The sequence below is a fragment of the Kitasatospora brasiliensis genome, from assembly GCF_032654805.1.
GTDB lineage: Bacteria > Actinomycetota > Actinomycetes > Streptomycetales > Streptomycetaceae > Kitasatospora > Kitasatospora brasiliensis.
Genome location: NZ_JAUOOW010000002.1, coordinates 872,484 through 888,801, shown reverse-complemented (window position 1 = coordinate 888,801; position 16,318 = coordinate 872,484). Strand labels below are relative to the sequence as shown.

General features: G+C 71.5%; 11 protein-coding genes and 1 tRNA gene. 4 read left to right on the top strand and 8 right to left on the bottom strand.

The genetic code is table 11. From position 1 onward, the window contains the following. Nucleotides 1–18 precede the first annotated feature (18 nt). From rpsG to QWJ13_RS11845, 5 genes are all read right to left on the bottom strand, one after another. Entirely contained in the window at nt 19–489 is a 471-nt protein-coding gene (rpsG, locus tag QWJ13_RS11865) for a 30S ribosomal protein S7 (protein WP_030055803.1), read from the bottom strand. A 2-nt stretch (nt 490–491) separates the two neighbouring features. After that, nucleotides 492–863 (bottom strand): 30S ribosomal protein S12, encoded by a 372-nt coding sequence (gene rpsL / locus QWJ13_RS11860; protein WP_014144289.1) that lies wholly within the window; start codon nt 861–863, stop codon nt 492–494. A 389-nt stretch (nt 864–1,252) separates the two neighbouring features. Beyond that, nucleotides 1,253–2,854 (bottom strand): DUF2142 domain-containing protein, encoded by a 1,602-nt coding sequence (locus tag QWJ13_RS11855; protein ID WP_316523490.1) that lies wholly within the window; start codon nt 2,852–2,854, stop codon nt 1,253–1,255. 19 nt (nt 2,855–2,873) lie between these two features. Continuing rightward, nucleotides 2,874–4,631, bottom strand: coding sequence for a hypothetical protein (locus QWJ13_RS11850; RefSeq protein WP_316523489.1), 1,758 nt, complete (start codon nt 4,629–4,631; stop codon nt 2,874–2,876). A 191-nt stretch (nt 4,632–4,822) separates the two neighbouring features. Further along, entirely contained in the window at nt 4,823–5,371 is a 549-nt protein-coding gene (locus QWJ13_RS11845) for a DUF1707 and DUF4190 domain-containing protein (RefSeq protein ID WP_316523488.1), read from the bottom strand. A gap of 301 nt (nt 5,372–5,672) precedes the next feature. Between QWJ13_RS11845 and QWJ13_RS11840 the strand changes: the two genes are divergently transcribed. From QWJ13_RS11840 to QWJ13_RS11825, 4 genes are all read left to right on the top strand, one after another. Beyond that, complete coding sequence (locus QWJ13_RS11840; protein ID WP_316523487.1) at nt 5,673–6,452, top strand: ABC transporter ATP-binding protein; 780 nt, start codon at nt 5,673–5,675, stop codon at nt 6,450–6,452. Further along, nucleotides 6,449–8,062 carry a GumC domain-containing protein gene (locus tag QWJ13_RS11835; protein WP_316523486.1) on the top strand — a complete coding sequence of 538 codons (1,614 nt, stop codon included), beginning with the start codon at nt 6,449–6,451 and terminating at the stop codon, nt 8,060–8,062. The genes QWJ13_RS11840 and QWJ13_RS11835 overlap by 4 nt, the downstream gene beginning before the upstream one ends. A gap of 88 nt (nt 8,063–8,150) precedes the next feature. Continuing rightward, a complete protein-coding gene (locus QWJ13_RS11830) occupies nt 8,151–9,422 on the top strand; it encodes a DUF2786 domain-containing protein (protein ID WP_316523485.1) in 1,272 nt (423 codons plus the stop codon). An 84-nt stretch (nt 9,423–9,506) separates the two neighbouring features. Beyond that, on the top strand, nt 9,507–10,619 hold the full coding sequence (locus tag QWJ13_RS11825) for an ADP-ribosylglycohydrolase family protein (protein WP_316523484.1): 1,113 nt from the start codon (nt 9,507–9,509) through the stop codon (nt 10,617–10,619). A 94-nt stretch (nt 10,620–10,713) separates the two neighbouring features. Here QWJ13_RS11825 and QWJ13_RS11820 read toward each other — a convergent pair whose 3' ends face one another. From QWJ13_RS11820 to QWJ13_RS11810, 3 genes are all read right to left on the bottom strand, one after another. Next, nucleotides 10,714–11,928, bottom strand: a complete 1,215-nt coding sequence (locus tag QWJ13_RS11820) for a cytochrome P450 (protein ID WP_316523483.1) — start codon at nt 11,926–11,928, stop codon at nt 10,714–10,716. A 220-nt stretch (nt 11,929–12,148) separates the two neighbouring features. After that, nucleotides 12,149–12,222: transfer RNA gene (locus QWJ13_RS11815), tRNA-Met, on the bottom strand. 133 nt (nt 12,223–12,355) lie between these two features. Continuing rightward, nucleotides 12,356–16,249 carry a DNA-directed RNA polymerase subunit beta' gene (locus tag QWJ13_RS11810; RefSeq protein ID WP_316523482.1) on the bottom strand — a complete coding sequence of 1,298 codons (3,894 nt, stop codon included), beginning with the start codon at nt 16,247–16,249 and terminating at the stop codon, nt 12,356–12,358. Nucleotides 16,250–16,318: the final 69 nt, after the last annotated feature.

Here is a 16,318-nt window from a genome sequence, read left to right as displayed (position 1 = left end):
CTAGTGACGGGGTACGGACTACCAGCGGTAGTGCGCGAAGGCCTTGTTGGACTCGGCCATCTTGTGGGTGTCCTCGCGACGCTTCACGGAAGCGCCCAGACCGTTGCTGGCGTCGAGGATCTCGTTCATCAGGCGCTCGGTCATGGTCTTCTCGCGACGGGCGCGGGAGTAACCGACCATCCAGCGCAGCGCCAGGGTGCTGGCGCGGCCCGGACGGACCTCGACCGGAACCTGGTAGGTCGCGCCACCGACACGGCGGGACTTGACCTCAAGGGCCGGCTTGACGTTCTCCAGCGCGCGCTTCAGCGTGACGACCGGGTCCGAGCCGGTCTTCTCGCGAACGCCCTCAAGGGCGCCGTAGACGATCCGCTCGGCGGTGGAGCGCTTGCCGTGCAGCAGGATCTTGTTGACCAGCTGGGTGACGACCGGGGAGCCGTAAACCGGGTCGATGATGACCGGGCGCTTCGGGGCGGGGCCCTTACGAGGCATTCTTACTTCTCCTTCTTGGCGCCGTAGCGGCTGCGGGCCTGCTTGCGGTTCTTGACACCCTGGGTGTCAAGCGAACCGCGGATGATCTTGTAGCGGACACCAGGAAGGTCCTTCACACGACCACCGCGCACCAGCACGATGGAGTGCTCCTGCAGGTTGTGGCCCTCGCCCGGGATGTAAGCGGTGACCTCGATCCCGCTGGTGAGGCGCACACGGGCGACCTTGCGGAGAGCCGAGTTCGGCTTCTTCGGGGTGGTCGTGTACACACGCGTGCAGACCCCACGGCGCTGCGGGGAGCCCTTCAGCGCGGGAGTCTTGTTCTTCTCGACCTTGTCCTGCCGGCCCTTTCGGACCAGCTGCTGGATCGTAGGCACCGTTTCTCCGTTTTCTGTGTGCCAAGGCTTGGTGGAACTAACCTGCGGTGTCTCCCTCGCACACGACCCCGTGGTCGACCCACGCGGTCGGGTGTGTTGGGCTTTTTCCGGCACGGAATCCCATGGCTGATGTACAGCGACGGCGCTCTACGCGCGGCGCGCTGGGAGGCGCTCCGGCTCGGCGCGGCGACCGGTGTGCATGCACGCACAAGGACCCGGGGACACCCCAGGCACAAGGTCAGAGCGTACCTAGCGCATGGGGCGCGGTCAAAACAAATGCAACGCCGCAGGTCGCGGGGCTCGCACCGGAAGCGGAAGCGGAGGCGGGCCGGGAACCGGCCGGCGGCGGGGCCCCCTACCACAACCGGGCGCCCCCCGCACGGCGAACCCTACGCCTCCGCGCGGGCCCCGGCGAGCCGGGCCGGCCCCTGCGAGGCGCCGTTCCCGGGCGCCCCGGGTGCCTGCGGCAGCGGGCGCTCCCGGTTGTCCGGCATCGCGACGAACACGCCCAGCGCGAGGGTCGCCAGGGTGTACACGACCAGCCACAGCACCCAGCTGCCGGGCGGGGACCAGTGGGCCGGACTGATCAGCAGCGGGCCGGTGGTGCCGACGGTGTTGCGGCGCAGCGCCCAGAGGAAGGCGGCGACGTTCACCAGGGAGAGCGAGAAGCCGAAGATGACCAGCAGCCGGCGCCAGGCGAAGCCGCCCCACGGCAGCCGCTCGTGGCAGAGCGCCGCGCACATGATCGGCAGTCCGACGGCGAACGGCAGCAGGTAGCGCCCCTGCCAGATCATGCCGAGCTGGCGCGCCTGCATGGCCTGTGCCGCTATCGGTATCACCACGATGCCGACCATCACGCCGACGATCGCCAGGGTGTCCCGGAACCGGGCGTAGCACAGCGCGATCATCGCCAGCGCCAGCACCACGCCGCACCAGACCAGCAGCGTCCCGGCCGGCGGCTGGGCGTCCAGCCAGCCGAAGTAGCCGATCATCTGCTTCATGTACATCAGACCGCCGTCGAAGGTCTTCCGAGCCGCGGTCAGCGGGGTGAGGTTGCTCGGGGTGTCGATCACCGAGTGGTCCGGGTGGGTCGACGACCAGGCCAGCGCCGAGACGGCCGCCAGCAGGGACGCGCCGCCCCAGTACCAGGTCACCCGGTGGCGGACCACCTCGCGCACGGCCCCCTTCTGACTCAGCAGCAGCCCGAAGAACAGGGCGCCGGCGAACCAGATCAGGCCCAGCGGGCGGATGCTGATCAACACCAGCGCGCCCACCCCGAGCCGGGCCAGACGGCGGTTCAGCAGGTGCGGGTCCGGGCTCATCAGCATCGGCAGCCCGGCACTCCAGACCAGGATGCCCGCGGCGATCTCCGGACCGCTCGGGTTGACCACACCGAACATGAACAGCGCCATCGGGGTCGTCGCGGTGACCACGCCGAGCAGGGTGAAGGAACGCCGGCGCCACTCCGCCGCCGAGACCACCGCGCTCGCCGCCAGGGCGGAGCAGATCAGCGCCGACATCAGGCGCATCAGGTAGAAGGCCTTCTCGCCGTGCACCAGCAGGCTGGGCCAGCCGACCGCGAAGTAGTACGCCGGGTGGTAGCGGCCGGCCGCGGTGGTCACCTCGACCGTCCCGGGCCGATCCCGCAGGTGCGGGGCGCAGGCGGCCGAGTTCTCGGACCGGAAGACGTAGCAGGCGTTGACGTCCTTGAGGTCCTGGTAGATCCGCGGGAGCTTGACGCCGGTCTCGGCGAACATGCCCTCGATGCCGCCCACCGTGTGCGGAGCCATCACCTCCTCACCGTTGAGCTGACCGCGGGCGACGGCCGCCGCCCGGATCAGGTGCGCGTGCTCGTCCGGAGAGCCTCCGGTCGGGGTGGAGAACGACCAGGACGCGCTCAGCGTGAACAGGATCGCGAACGCGACGAGCCACAGCCGCCTCGGCGAGGAGGCGAGCCGGTCGCCGAGGCTCTTGACGGCGTTGATCATCATCTGGAGTGGGCCTTCGGGGTCAGTGCGAGCTCGCGGCGGGCGCCGGTTCGTGCTCCGGGCTGAGCCAAACCATGTTTATCCACGACTGGTCGCCGTCCTTGGAGCACTGCCCACCGGGCGCGAACTTCGGGCAGTGACCGTCGAGCTTCTGCACGGTGTGCGACACCCAGGGCAGGATGCGGTAGTCGTTCTCGTGCGCCGGCATGTAACGGTCCGACATCGAGGACGAAACCGTACCGAACAGGAAGAGCAGAGCGAACAACGTGCCGACCACAGCGGCGGGTCGGCCGGGCAGGCCCGGGCCGGTGGACGGCGCGCCCGGGCCGGCCGACGGGGTTCCGTCGGCCTCGCCGCCCGCCCCCGCCGCACCGGCCTCGACGGCCCGCTTGCGCTCGACCAGCCGGAGCGACACCAGGTGGGCGGTCAGCGCACAGAGCAGCAGGCCGCAGTACAGCATCTGGTTGTTGGTCCGGGTGTAGAGCTGGACCGTCTGGGTCTCGTACATGTGCGAGGCGATGTACATCCGCATCACCCAGGCGCTCGCGAACATGCAGCAGATGGTGACGACCATCGGCTTGCGGATGCCCAGCCAGAGGGCGGCGCCCAGTGCGACGAACATCACCACGGCGAACAGGCCCATGCCGCCGAACTCGCCGGGGATCGGCCACTCCCCCACCTTGCCCGGCATGTCCGTGCGCCACATCAGGAAGTAGGCGGGGTCGGTGAAGTTGTCGAAGCGGAAGGCGGAGTCCTTGGTCTCCTGGCCCTCCGTCAGCATGGTCACCAGGTAGCTGCCGCCGACCAGCAGGAACGCGGCGCCGGTGGCACCGAGGTAGGCCAGGCCCTTGCGCCGGTCGGCCCGCCACGGGAAGTACGCGAGTATCGCGACCAGCACGCCCAGGCCGCTCCACAGGAACCAGCCGGAGTAGGTGAGGAACAGCAGGCCCAGCAGCGCGCCGAAACCGGCCGCCTTGAGCAGCAGCGTCCGCCAGGCGTCCGTGCCGGCGCGGCGCAGGTGCACCACCAGCGCCACCAGGACGGGCACCAGGACGACCAGCACGGTCTGGCTGTACGGCTTGTAGGCGTCGATCAGCGCGAAGGCCGGCAGCACGCCGAAGGCGAGCGCGCGGACCGGGCTGAGCAGCATCCGCCAGGAGAGGTAGACCAGCGGGCCGAACGCGGCGGCGCCGAGGATCTGGAGGTCCTTGAAGGCGTACGCGGTGTTGCCGCCGTGGAACCACTCGGCGTAGTAGCCCAGGGTGTAGAGCGGAGCCGGCGGGTAGACCGGCGAGCCCGAGGGCTGGCCGTTCGCCACCGCGTGGGCCCACTCGACGATGCGTCCGCTGTCGCCGTTGAGGCCGAACATCGGCCAGGGCGTGCCGAGCAGCGCGATGACCGCGCCGGCCGCCACGAAGCCGCTGGCGAGGCCGGCCAGGGCGGCGGCGGAGAAGCGGGACACCAGGCCGAAGTGCCGGCCCGAGCGGAAGCGCATCGCGAGCACGACCGCTCCGAGCACCAAGAAGCCGATCACCGCGAACCGCAGCTGCACCGCGGCGAGGCCGCTGACCTGGGCGATCCGGTCCAGCGGGTTCAGCTTGAAGCCGTGCGCCAGCAGCGGGAGCACCAGCGCGGCCAGGAAGGAGACCACCGCCTCCCCCGCGAGCAGCAGCGGGGCCGAGTTCCGGAGCCCGGCCCCGGAGCGGCCGACCGCTCCCCGGATCAGCGAACGCCCTCCGCCGGGCGGGATTCTGGAGGCCTCCTGGGCACTGACTGTCACTGGTACGGTCCTCAGCTCATGGTCGCTCGGCTCGGCCCGGCCCCTGCGCCGGTCGGTGACGGAACGTTCTGCCTCAAGTCGCACGGCGGCAGCCCCGGGCATCATAGGTCCTTCACGTTCCGAAGGCCCCATCGGCGAAGGGCGCGGAGCACCCCGACGCCGCCGCCCGGGCCCTGGACCCGTCCCGTCGGTCAGGCGATGGCGAAGAGGACGAGCAGGGTCCAGAAGGCACAGCCCATGTAGCCGAGGACCAGGCCGAGCACGGCCGCCCAGTCGCCGTCCATGTCGCGGTGGCGGATCTCCGAGCGGGCGATGTGGCCGGTGATCACGGCGGGGGCGGAGAAGCCGATCAGGCTGCACACCAGGGAGACCACGGCGAGCACGTTGGTGGGGCGGCGGACCGGGGCCGGCGCCGGGACGGCCATGAAGGTGGCCGGTACGGGCGTCGCGACGGTCGGCGGCGCCACCATCGGCCCGGAGGGCAGGTCGGCCACCAGCGCGGCCAGCTGGCCGTAGGTCTGCGCGGCGGACGCCGCCTCGTGGCGCTGCTCGTACTCCTGGACGGAGAGCCGCCCCTCGGCGAACGCCGCCTTGAGCACGTCGACCGTCCGGTCCCGGTCCGAGTGGCCCGCCCGCATCGCGGCCTGGTGCGTCGGCGCGGGCGCCGGCTGCCAGCCCCCGACCGACGGCTTGCCCGGCGGATGGCCGGGCCCGGGCTCACCCCACGGTTGTACGGACATCCGCAACCTCCCGGTAGCGCGGCACCCCCGCGCACGTCACTGCTTCCTCATAGTGCAGGACGAACGACCGCACCGAGTAGTTGCCGAATCGGCCCGGCAGCCGTCGGGAAGAAGACCCGGGGGGGGCGGCGGCCGGGCGGCGCGCCTCACCCGTTCGGCGGACACGCTCAGGGGATGCTCAACTCGGGCGACAGCCCGTTCGAGCGGTGCCAGGCTGGCTGCGAGGGCTACGACCAGCACGGTTCCGGCTGACTCGGCTTCAGCCGGCACGGTGTCGACCACCACGAGAAGAAGGGCCGCCATGCGGGAGTCAGCGCCACCGTCCGCCGTCAGCATCCAAGGGCTCTGGAAGCGCTTCGGCGCCCAGGCCGCCGTCGCCGGACTGAGCCTGGAGCTGCCGGCCGGAGCGTTCATCGGGCTGGTCGGGCCGAACGGTGCCGGCAAGACCACCACGCTGTCGATGGTCACCGGGCTGCTCCGCCCCGACCAGGGCACCGTCCTGGTGCACGGCACCGACGTCTGGGCGGACCCGGTCTCGGTCAAGGCCCGGATCGGCATCCTGCCCGAGGGCCTGCGGATGTTCGAGCGGCTCAGCGGGCGCGAGCTGCTCCAGTACACCGGGCGGCTGCGCGGTCTGCCCGGCGCCGAGGTGGACCGGCGCGCCGAGGAGCTGCTGGCCGTCCTGGACCTCGGCCGGGACGCCGACAAGCTGGTCGCCGACTACTCCACCGGCATGCGCAAGAAGATCGGGCTGGCCGCCGCGCTGCTGCACAACCCCGACGTGCTGTTCCTGGACGAGCCCTTCGAGGGCGTCGACCCGGTCTCCGCCCAGACCATCCGCGGCGTGCTCAAGCGGTACGCGGCGGCCGGTTCCACGGTGGTCTTCTCCAGTCATGTGATGGAGCTGGTCGAACAGCTCTGCGACTGGGTCGCGGTGATCAACGCCGGCCAGGTGATCGCCCAGGGCCCGCTGGACTCCGTACGGGCCGGGCGCAGCCTGCACGAGGCCTTCCTGGAGCTGATCGGCGTGCGCGAGGACGACGGGCAGTCACTCGGCTGGCTGGGCGGTGGCTCCCGGTGACCGGTGCTTCGGTGCCCGACGGGCGGACGGTGGTCCGGGGCCTGGTGGCGCTCAAACTGCGGCTGCTGCGCAACGGGCTGCGGCGCAGCCCCGGCCGGACGGCCGTCTATGTGATCGGCGGCCTGTTCGGCCTGGCCTTCGCGGGCGGCATCGCCGTCGCCCTGGCCGCGCTGAACGGGCGCTACGCCGGCTCCGGGGACGCCGGGGTGATGCTGCTCGGCGTGCTGACGCTGGGCTGGGCCGCGCTGCCGCTGTTCCTGTTCTCCAGCGACGAGAGCGCCGACCCGACCCGGCTGACCATGCTGCCGCTGCGGCCCGGCCCGATGCTGCGCGGCTCGCTGGTGGCCGCGCTGATCGGTCCCGGCCCGCTGATCAGCCTGGTGCTGGTGACGGGCGCGGTGCTGGCCGGCGCGGCCGGCGGGGCCTCGGCCGCGGTCGCGGTGCTCGGCGTGCCGCTCGCGGTGCTCTGCCTGGTCACGCTCTCCCGGGCGGTCGCGGCGGGCAATGCCCGGATGCTCTCCAGTCGACGCGGCAAGGACTTCGCGATCTTCGGCGGGCTGGCCTTCGCACTGCTGGTCCAGGCGGCCAACGTCGGCTCGCAGAGCGTCTTCGGCCGCCGGGGCGGGCCGATCGACCTCAGCCCGTTGAAGCCGATCGCCTCCGTGCTGCGGTGGATCCCGCCGATCAGCGCGGTGGACGCGGCGCGCACCGTCGGCGAGGGCCGGTACGGCCTGGCGGTGCTCCAGCTCGCCGCGGCGGCCGTGCTGCTGGCGCTGCTGCTGCGCTGGTGGCGGCGGAGTCTCCAGGAGCTGATGGTCACCGCCGACGCCTCCACCCTGGAGGTGGCCCGCGGGGTGCGCGGCTCGCGCGGCTGGGGCTTCCTGCCCGAGGGCCGGACGGGCGCGGTGATGCAGCGCCACCTGCGGTACGCCTGGCGCGAGCCGCGGGCCAAGGCGGCGCTGTTCACCGGCATCGGGATGACGCTGGTGGTCTGCGTGCTGTCGATGGTCCAGGGCTGGGCGAGCGTCTACCTGCTGGCGATGACGGGCCTGTTCCTCGGGCTCCAGATGCTCAATCTGTTCGGCATGGACGGCTCGGCGTTCTGGATGGTCGCGGCCACCCTGTGCACCCCGGCCGACGCCCGGGCCGAGCTGCGCGGCCGGGCGTACGCGGTGCTGTCGTACGCCGTCCCGGTGACGGCGCTGCTGGGGCTGCTGCTGGCGGCCGTCACCGGCGGGTGGGGGCAGCTGCCGGCCGCGCTCGGCCTGGCGCTGGCGCTGCTCGGCTGCGGGGTCGCGCTCGGCTCGATGTTCAGCGTGCTGGTGCCGTACACCATGCCGGCCGACAGCAACCCGATGCGCAACGCCGCCCCGGGGCAGGGCGGGCTGATCCTGCTCAACCAGTTCGGCTCGATGGTCGGTGTCGCGGTGCTGGCCCTGCCGGTCGGCGGCCTGCTCGGCTGGGCGCTGCTCTCGGGGCTGCCGAGCTGGCCGCTGCTGCTGGTCGGCCCGCTGTACGGCGCCCTGGTCGCCGCGCTGGGGGTGCGGGTGGCTGCGGGCCGGCTGCTGGAGCGCACGCCGGAGATCCTGGCCAAGGCCATCGAGCGCTGAGCCGAACCGTTTCGGCGGACGGGCTCCGTCGGCGGCTCCGGCATCATGGGCAGGAGGGCCGGACCGTCGAGGAGAGCAGGGACACACCGTGGGCAAGGGCGCGCAGCAGGCCGGGAACGCCGGGCCGCTGCTGGATGAGGCGGTGCGGTCGGTGCTGACGGCCCCGGAGGACGCACTGGACCTCGCTCTGGACACCGGGGCCTCGCTGCTGGCCGCCTCGGCCGGGCAGTGGCCGGAGGTGAGCCGGGCGCTGCTGAGCCACGCGGACACCGCGGTCGGCCGCTGCTGGTCGGCCGGCTGGCGTCCGGCCGACCTGGTCCGGGTGGTGCGGCGCGAGCTGAAGCCCGTCCACCTGGCCCTCGCGGTGGACCTGATCGCCGCCGAGGGCCGCCGCCACCCCGCGGCCGCCCTGGACCGGCGCTGGCTCGAACAGCTGCGCGAGCTGGAGACCGAGGTGTGGTGGTCCGGCGACGAGGAGTACCTCGGCGCCTTCGCCCACCGGCACCGGCAGGACCGCTTCGCGCTCGCCACCGCCGTCCTGGAGCTGCTGCGCACCTGGGGCCGGCTGCCCCCGATCGCCCCGGCCGGGCCCGCCCCCGGGCAGGCCGGTCGGCGCGGGCACGCGGCGCCGGTGACGGGCGAGCCCCGCATGCTGGCGCGGATCCGGGCGCTGCTGGCCAAGGCCGAGTCCACCGAGTACCCGGAGGAGGCCGAGGCACTGACCGCCAAGGCCCAGCAGCTGATGGCCCAGCACAGCATCGACGAGGCGCTGCTGGACGCGGGCGGCACCGACCGGGACACCCCGGCGGCGCTGCGGATCGGCGTGGACAACCCGTACGAGGGCCCCAAGACGATGCTGCTGGACGCGGTCGCGGTGGCCAACCGGTGCCGGGTCGTGTGGGCGAAGGAGTTCGGCTTCTGCACCGTGGTCGGCTTCGACGGCGACCTGGACGGCGTCGAGCTGCTCTACACCTCGCTGCTGGTGCAGGCCACCCACGCGCTCAACAAGGCGGGCTCCCGCCGGGACTCCCGCAGCAAGGCGTTCCGGCAGTCCTTCCTGGTCGCGTACGCGGCGCGGATCCGCGAGCGGCTGACCGCCGCCACCGAGCGCGCCACCAGCGCCGCCGCGGCCGGACGGCACCTGCGCGAGGACGGCACCGAGGAGCAGCTGCTGCCCGACGAGCGGCTGCTGCCCGCCCTCGCCGCCCGCTCGGTGGCGGTGGACGAGGAGATCGGCCGGCTGTTCCCCAAGCTGGTCTCGCAGCGCGTGCGGGTCAGCGACGGCGTGGGCTGGGCGGCCGGCCGCGCCGCCGCCGACCGGGCCGCGCTGCACGGACGCGCCGGGCAGATCCGGCGCTAGGACCCGCCAAGATCCACAAGGGCGGCCCGGCGCTCAGGGAGACCTGATAGAACGTTGTCCGCCACGAACGAAGGGGGACTCGACGTGACGGAGCCGGCGGCGGAGTCGGGGTACCGGGACCGGGTGCGCGGAGCACTGCTCGGCGGCGCGATCGGCGACGCGCTGGGCTGGCCGGTGGAGTTCCAGCAGCTCCACCAGATCCAGGACCGGTACGGGCCGCAGGGCGTGACCACCCTGCCGGCCGGGCCGGGCCCGGTCGAGGTCACCGACGACACCCAGATGACGCTGTTCACCGCCGAGGGCCTGATCCGCGGCTTCGTCCGCGGCTGGACGGGCGGCGGCGGCTCGGTGCCGGAGGCCGTCCACAGCGCCTACCGGCGCTGGCTGCGGACCCAGTACCAGAGCGGGCCGGACACCGAGCCGCAGCCCCACCCGTACGACGGCTGGCTGCTGAGCCGACCGTTCCTGTACGCGCGGCGGGCACCGGGCAACGCCTGCATGAGCGGGGTCTCCGAGCACCCGGTGTTCGAGTCGCCGTCCCCGATCGGGCAGCTCGGGCCGATCAACCCGGGCTCCAAGGGCTGCGGCACGGTGATGCGCTCGGCGCCGTTCGGGCTGGCCCGGCTGGGCGTCGAGCAGTCCTTCGGGCTGGCGGTGCAGTGCGCCCAGCTCACCCACGGGCACCCGACCGGCTACCTCGCGGCCGGCGCCTTCGCGGCGCTGATCGAGCGGCTCGCCGACGGCACCGAGCCGTGGGCGGCGGTCGGCGAGACGGTGGAGCAGATCCGCGAGCTGCCGAGCTCCAAGGAGACCGTCCAGGCGCTGGCCCGGGCGGTGCGGCTGGCCCAGGAGGCCGAGCCGATGGCGGACACGGTGGAGCGGGTGGGCCTCGGCTGGATCGCCGAGGAGTGCCTGGCCATCGCGGTGTACTCGCTGCTGGCCGCCACCCTGGACCCGGACCCGGTGCGCACCGCGCTGCTGCTGTCGGTGAACCACTCCGGGGACAGCGACTCGACCGGCGCGGTCTGCGGCAACCTGGTCGGAGCCGCGTACGGCGCCGCCGCGCTGCCCCCCGAGTGGGCCGGAGCGGTCGAGGGCCGGGCGGAGCTGCGGCAGGTCGCGGACGACCTGCTGGTGCTGTTCGGCAGCCGCGACCCGCTCCACCCGGGGCTCGGCGGGCGCTACCCGGCCCGGTGACCCCGCCGCGTGCCCTCGGTCGGTCCCGGAGCGCGCCGATCGCCGGCCCCGGCAGCGCCCCGGTCGCCCGGCCCACGGCCTCCCCCCTCGAACCTCAGACTTCGACCACCAGTTCCTTGAGCCCGCGGATCACGTAGCCCGGGTTCCACTCGGGCTCGCGGACCAGCCGCAGGCCCGGGGCCCGGCGCAGCAGGGTTCCGTAGGACTCGGTGAGCTCCAGTCTGGCGAGCGGGGCGCCCAGGCAGAAGTGGATTCCGGCACCGAAGGTGATGTGGGGGTTGTCGGTGCGGCCGAGGTCGAGGCGGTCCGGGTCGGCGAAGCGCTCGGGGTCGCGGTTGGCGGAGCCGAACAGCAGGGCGATCTCGGCGCCGCGCGGGATGGTGACGCCGCCGACCTCGATGTCCTCCAGCACCCAGCGCTCGAACATCTGGAGCGGGGTGTCCCAGCGCATCAGCTCCTCGATGGCGGTGGGCAGCAGCTCGTCCACCGAGCCGCGCAGCCGGGCGAGCTCGTCGGGGTTGCGGAACAGCGCCCACCAGCCGTTGCCGGTGGTGTTGACGGTCGCCTCGTGGCCGGCGTTGAGCAGCAGCACGCAGGTGGAGATCATCTCCTGCTCGCTGAGCGCGTCGGAGCCCTCCTGGGCCTGGATCAGCGCGCTGATCAGGTCCGTCCCCGGGTCGGCCCGGCGCTCGCGGATCAGGGTGCGCAGGTAGTCGGAGAACTCGATGCTCGCGGTGACGGCCCGGCGGGCGACCTCCTCGCTCGGGTTGAGCTCGAACATCCCGGTGATGTCGGCGGACCACGGCCGCAGCAGGTGCCGGTCGCTCTCCGGCACGCCGAGCATCTCGGCGATCACGGCGACCGGCAGCGGCTCGGCGACGGTGGCGATCAGGTCGCCCCCGCCGGCCGCGAGCAGGTTGTCGACCAGCTCGCCGGCCAGCCGCTGGACGGTGGGGCGCAGGCCCTCGACCATGCGCGGGGTGAAGGCCTTGGAGACGAGCCGGCGCAGCCGGGTGTGGTCGGGCCCTTCCAGGTCGAGCAGCCCGTGGTCGTTCAGGGTGTGGAAGGGCTCGTGCGCCGGGTCGGGCGCGGTGCGGCCGAACTCCTCGTGGCCGAAGCGGTGGGTGTAGGTGCGGCCGAGCCGCCGGTCGCGCAGCAGGGCGCTGACGTCCTCGAAGCGCGAGACGAGCCACTGGTTCGTCGGCTCGAAGTACGTCACCGGCGCGTGCTCGCGCAGTTCGGCGTACGCGTCGTACGGGTGGGCCACGAACTCCGCCGACCAGGGGTCGAACTTCGCCGTCGTCGTCATCGGTCGATCACTCCAGGCCAGGAGGGGGGAAGCCGGAATGATCATCGTACGCATGCGGTACGTCCGGGAATGCGACCTTCCGGCTCCCCCTCGGCCCCGCTCCAGGACAAGTCGGCGCACCGGCTTCGGCAGCACCTCGGAGATCGGCTCGCGGATCACCTCGGCCGGCGGGAACGCCGAAGGGCCCGGAGGCTTGATGCCTCCGGGCCCTTCGAATCAGTAGCGGGGACAGGATTTGAACCTGCGACCTCTGGGTTATGAGCCCAGCGAGCTACCGAGCTGCTCCACCCCGCGTCGGTGAACACGACTCTACGCGACTCCGGCCGAATGACCTAATCGGTTCCCGCCGGGCCCCGCGCCACCCCGGGAACGCCGCAGGGCGGCCACCCCGTGAGGGGTGACCGCCCTGCGGTCGGAGCTACCCGACTCAGCCGGTGTACGGGCCGTAGTCGTAGTCGTCCAGCGGGACCGCCTGGCCGGAGCCGGCGCCGAAGGGCGACAGGTCGTAGTCGTCGTAGCCGACGGCCGAGTACATGGCGGCCTTGGCCTCCTCGGTCGGCTCGACCCGGATGTTGCGGTAGCGGGGCAGACCCGTACCGGCCGGGATGAGCTTACCGAGGATGACGTTCTCCTTGAGGCCCAGCAGCGGGTCCGACTTGGCGTGGATCGCCGCGTCGGTGAGGACCCGGGTCGTCTCCTGGAAGGAGGCGGCCGACAGCCAGGACTCGGTGGCCAGCGAGGCCTTGGTGATACCCATCAGCTGCGGACGGCCGGAGGCGGGGTGACCGCCCTCGGCGACCACACGACGGTTCTCCTGCTCGAAGCGGCCGCGCTCGACGAGCTCGCCCGGGAGCAGCTCGGCGTCGCCCGACTCGATGATCGTCACGCGGCGGAGCATCTGCCGGATGATGATCTCGATGTGCTTGTCGTGGATCGACACACCCTGCGAGTTGTAGACCTTCTGGACCTCGGCGACCAGGTGGACCTGGACGGCACGCTGGCCCATGATGCGCAGGACGTCGTGCGGGTTGGTGGCACCCATGGTCAGCTTCTGGCCGACCTCGACCGCCTCGCCCTCGCTGACGAGCAGCTTCACACGCTTCGAGACCGGGTAGGCGATCTCGTCGGTGCCGTCGTCCGGCGTGATGACCAGCTTGCGGGTCTTCTCGGTGTCCTCGATCCGGACCCGACCGGCGGCCTCGGAGATCGGGGCCACACCCTTCGGGGTACGGGCCTCGAAGAGCTCGACGACACGGGGCAGACCCTGGGTGATGTCGTCACCGGCCACACCACCGGTGTGGAAGGTACGCATGGTCAGCTGGGTGCCGGGCTCACCGATGGACTGGGCGGCGATGATGCCGACCGCCTCACCGATGTCGACCAGCTTGCCGGTGGCCAGCGAGCGCCCGTAGCACATGGCGCAGGTGCCGACGGCCGACTCACAGGTCAGGATCGAGCGGGTCTTGACCTCGCCGATGCCGTGGCGGATCAGCTCGTCGATCAGGACGTCACCGAGGTCGGTGTTGGCGGTGGCCAGCAGCTTGCCGTCCACCGTGATGTCCTCGGCGAGCATGCGGGCGTAGACGCTGGTCTCGACGTCGTCGGCCTTGCGCAGCACACCGTCCGCACCCACGGAACCGATCGCCAGCTTCAGGCCGCGCTCGGTGCCGCAGTCCTCCTCGCGAATGATGACGTCCTGGGAGACGTCGACCAGACGACGGGTGAGGTAACCGGAGTCGGCGGTACGCAGCGCGGTGTCGGCCAGACCCTTACGGGCACCGTGGGTGGAGATGAAGTACTCCAGCACGGACAGGCCCTCACGGAACGAGGCCTTGATCGGACGCGCGATGGTCTCGTTCTTCGCGTTCGACACCAGACCACGCATACCGGCGATCTGGCGCATCTGCATCATGTTTCCACGAGCACCCGAGTCGACCATCATGAAGATGGGGTTCGTCTTCGGGAAGTTCGCGGCCATGGCGTCCGCGACCTCGTTGGTCGCCTGGGTCCAGATGCCGACGAGCTCCTGCTTGCGCTCGTTGTCGGTGATCAGACCGCGCTCGTACTGCTTCTGGACCTTCTCGGCCTTGGCCTCGTAGCCCTCCAGGATGGCGGGCTTGCTCGGCGGGACGATGACGTCCGAGATGGAGACGGTGACACCCGAGCGGGTCGACCAGTGGAAGCCGGCCGCCTTCAGGTTGTCCAGGGTCGCCGCGACGACGACCTTGGGGTAGCGCTCCGCCAGGTCGTTGACGATCGCGGAGAGCTGCTTCTTGCCCACCTCGTAGTCGACGAACGGGTAGTCCTCGGGCAGCAGCTCGTTGAAGAGCGCGCGGCCCAGGGTGGTGTTCAGGCGGAAGGGCTCGCCGTCGTACCAGGTCGACTGGCCGTCCTCGTCCACCGGGGCGGTCCAGCCGCGCGGCGGGACGGTGCCGGCCGGCAGGCGCAGCTCGATCGGGGCCTGGACGTCCAGGTCGCGGGCGTCGAAAGCCATGATCGCCTCGGCGGTCGACGAGAAGGTGCGACCGGCGCCCTTCACGTTCTCGCGGTCCGAGGTCAGGAAGAACAGACCGAGCACCATGTCCTGGGTCGGCATGGTGACGGGGCGACCGTCGGCCGGCTTCAGGATGTTGTTCGAGGACAGCATCAGGATGCGGGCCTCGGCCTGCGCCTCCGCGGAGAGCGGCAGGTGGACGGCCATCTGGTCACCGTCGAAGTCCGCGTTGAACGCGGTGCAGACGAGCGGGTGGATCTGGATGGCCTTGCCCTCGACCAGCTGCGGCTCGAAGGCCTGGATGCCGAGGCGGTGCAGGGTGGGCGCACGGTTCAGCAGGACCGGGTGCTCGGCGATGACCTCTTCGAGCACGTCCCACACGACCGGACGGGCACGCTCGACCATGCGCTTGGCCGACTTGATGTTCTGCGCGTGGTTCAGGTCGACCAGGCGCTTCATCACGAACGGCTTGAAGAGCTCCAGCGCCATGGCCTTCGGCAGACCACACTGGTGCAGCTTGAGCTGCGGGCCGACGACGATGACCGAACGGGCCGAGTAGTCGACTCGCTTGCCGAGCAGGTTCTGGCGGAAACGACCCTGCTTGCCCTTCAGCATGTCGCTGAGGGACTTCAGCGGGCGGTTGCCCGGACCGGTGACCGGACGGCCGCGGCGGCCGTTGTCGAACAGCGCGTCGACGGCCTCCTGGAGCATGCGCTTCTCGTTGTTCACGATGATCTCGGGGGCACCGAGGTCGAGAAGCCGCTTCAGGCGGTTGTTGCGGTTGATGACGCGGCGGTACAGGTCGTTCAGGTCGGAGGTCGCGAAGCGGCCACCGTCCAGCTGCACCATCGGACGCAGGTCCGGCGGGATGACCGGGACGCAGTCCAGCACCATGCCGTTGGGCTTGTTGGTGGTCTGGAGGAACGCCGAGACGACCTTGAGGCGCTTGAGCGCACGGGTCTTCTTCTGGCCCTTGCCGGTGCGGATGATCTCGCGCAGGCGCTCGGACTCCTCGGCCAGGTCGAAGGTCTCAAGGCGGTCCTTGAGGGCCGCCGCGCCCATCGAGCCGGAGAAGTAGGTGCCGAAGCGGTCGCGCAGCTCGCGGTAGAGCAGCTCGTCGCCCTCAAGGTCCTGGACCTTGAGGTTCTTGAAGCGGGCCCACACCTCGTCGAGGCGGTCGAGCTCGCGCTGCGCGCGGTCGCGCAGCTGCTTCATCTCGCGCTCGGCACCCTCGCGCACCTTGCGGCGCACGTCGGCCTTGGCGCCCTCGGCCTCCAGCTCGGCCAGGTCGGTCTCGGCCTTCTTGGCACGGGCTTCGAGGTCGGAGTCGCGACGGTTCTCGATCTGCTGACGCTCGACCGAGACGTGCGCCTCCAGGGACGGCAGGTCGCGCTGGCGGCGCTCGTCGTCGACCCAGGTGATCATGTAGGCGGCGAAGTAGATGACCTTTTCGAGGTCCTTCGGCGCCAGGTCCAGCAGGTAGCCCAGGCGGGACGGGACACCCTTGAAGTACCAGATGTGGGTGACCGGGGCGGCCAGCTCGATGTGGCCCATCCGCTCGCGGCGCACCTTGGCGCGGGTCACCTCGACGCCGCAGCGCTCGCAGATGATGCCCTTGAAGCGGACGCGCTTGTACTTACCGCAGTAGCACTCCCAGTCCCGGGTGGGGCCGAAGATCTTCTCGCAGAAGAGTCCGTCCTTTTCGGGCTTCAGGGTGCGGTAGTTGATGGTCTCCGGCTTCTTGACCTCGCCGTGGGACCACTGGCGGATGTCGTCGGCGGTGGCCAGGCCGATGCGGAGCTCGTCGAAGAAGTTGACGTCAAGCACTGGTCGTCAAGCCCTCTTTCGTAAGTCGAGAGTCGTTCATGTGGTCTGAGGGGGGCCTGGGGGCGGGCC